At 71.5% G+C, this 1,535-nt stretch carries 1 protein-coding gene and 2 pseudogenes; 2 read left to right on the top strand and 1 reads right to left on the bottom strand.

Going from position 1 to position 1,535, the window contains the following annotated elements:
- Window positions 1–831: pseudogene (locus GJ632_RS21410) on the bottom strand (TraB/GumN family protein); the annotation flags it as partial.
- 51 nt (window positions 832–882) lie between these two features.
- Here GJ632_RS21410 and GJ632_RS24935 point away from each other — a divergent pair.
- Entirely contained in the window at window positions 883–1,320 is a 438-nt protein-coding gene (locus GJ632_RS24935) for a DUF4147 domain-containing protein (protein ID WP_394351848.1), read from the top strand.
- Window positions 1,248–1,535, top strand: a pseudogene (locus tag GJ632_RS24925) (DUF4147 domain-containing protein); the annotation flags it as partial. The gene GJ632_RS24935 and the pseudogene GJ632_RS24925, both read left to right, overlap by 73 nt.

The following is a 1,535-nucleotide window of genomic DNA, read 5'->3' as shown; positions in this document are numbered from 1 at the left end:
TCGGGACCCATGCCGAACGCGTCGCGAGCGTCGCGGCGAGGCCGGCGAGCAACAGACCGACGCCGATGCCCAGGGAGAGACTGCCGACGACGCGGACGGCGAACGGGCTCAGTCGGTCGACGACGGGGGCGGCGACGCCGAGTCCGACGCCACCGACCATCCCGGCGGCAACGCCGACGCCGAGGGCGAGGAACAGGCGGTCCTCCGTGTCGAGGAGCGACGCGGACCCGACCCAGAGGACGGCCGCGACGGCGGCGAAGACGAGTGCGCCGCCGGTGACGCGGGCGAGGAGGGGGAGGCCGACGCCGAACGACCCACCGAACAGGCCGACCACCGGGCCGACCAGCAGTCCGACGAGGAGGCCGAGGACGACGCCGACGCCGCGACTGTCGCCGAGGCCGAACGCGAGGCCGCCGACCATCTGTAGCTTCTCGACGAACGCATCCGCGACCAGAAGCGCCGCATCGTCTCGTTGATGTCGCGGTCCACGAGGGCCACGTCGATGCCGAACTCCTCGGCCGTCTCGACGGCCGCGAGCATGTCGGCGCCCGGTTGCACGTCGAACTTCTCGCCGAGTTGCGCCTGCACGTACGACAGCATCCAGTAGGCGATGAACTGGAAGACGGTGTTGCCGCGGAGCAGGTCTCCGGGTTCGAGGTCGTCGGGCGTGCCGCCCTTCATCTGGCGGTACCGTCCCTCGTCGAGTTCGACGGCGACCACGTCCGGGCGTTCCTCCGCGACGACGGCTTCGACTTCGCGGACGCTGTCCTCGGAGACGTGGGCCGTCCCGACGACGCGGACGCGACCCTCGCCGGCCGCTTCCTGACTCATTACCTTCGATTTCCGCCCACGCTTTTTACCGTTGTCGGAGCATCTCGGGGTATGACCAGTATCTCGTTCGACGCCGACACGCCGACGCGAGCGCACGAGACGGCCATCGCGTGTCTCAGAGACGCCGTCGCGGCCGTCTTACCCGACCGCGTCGTCAGAGACGCCGTCGCCGTCGAGGGCGACGAACTCCGCGTCGCGGACGCGACGTACGACCTCGGGCGGTTCGACCGCGTCCTCGTCGTCGGCGGGGGAAAGCCGGCGACGGCGTGGCCGACGCCCTCGAAGCGGTTCTCGGCGACCGAATCGACGGCGGCGTCGTGGTCACGCCCGACCCCGGCCGCGGGGAGCGAATCGACCGCCTGCCGGGCGCACACCCCGTCCCCTCCGAGGCGGGCGTCGAGAGCGCCTCGCGAATCGTGGAACTCCTCGCGGAGACGGACGACCGGACGCTCGTCCTCGCCGTCGTCACCGGGGGGGCCAGCGCGGTGATTCCGCGCCCGCCGACGGAATCTCGCTGTCGGACCTCCAGGCGACGACGGACGCCCTCCTCCGGTCCGGCGCGCACATCGGCGAACTGAACGCGGTCAGAAAGCACCTCTCGACGCTCAAGGGCGGCGGTCTGGCCCGTCTCGCCGCGCCCGCGACGGTGGTCGGCCTCGTCTTCAGCGACGTGGTGGGCAACGACCTCGGCGTCGTCGCGTCGG

Source organism: Halogeometricum sp. CBA1124 (assembly GCF_009741955.1).
Classification (GTDB): domain Archaea; phylum Halobacteriota; class Halobacteria; order Halobacteriales; family Haloferacaceae; genus Halogeometricum; species Halogeometricum rufum.
The sequence above is the reverse complement of the archived record's forward strand: the minus strand, read 5'-3'. Positions and strand labels throughout refer to the sequence as shown.